Annotated in this window: 1 rRNA gene; it reads left to right on the plus strand. The window is 47.3% G+C overall.

Annotated elements, in window-relative coordinates:
• Nucleotides 1-96, plus strand: a 23S ribosomal RNA gene (locus tag ACXX53_RS23280); the annotation flags it as partial.
• Nucleotides 97-207 lie beyond the last annotated feature (111 nt).

Below are 207 nucleotides of genomic sequence, written 5' to 3' on the forward strand. Positions count from 1 at the left end.
TAAGACCCCTTGAAGACGACGAGGTAGATAGGTTCGGGGTGGAAGCACAGCAATGTGTGGAGCTGACGAATACTAATCGGTCGAGGGCTTATCCTAAATGATATTCAAGCAGGCTTTTCAAACTTCGCATTCAGTTTTCAGGGTATATACCTTGAACAAAATAGGTTTGGTGGCAATGGAGAAGGGGTTCCACGCGTACCCATCCCG

The organism is Paenibacillus marinisediminis (assembly GCF_054343325.1).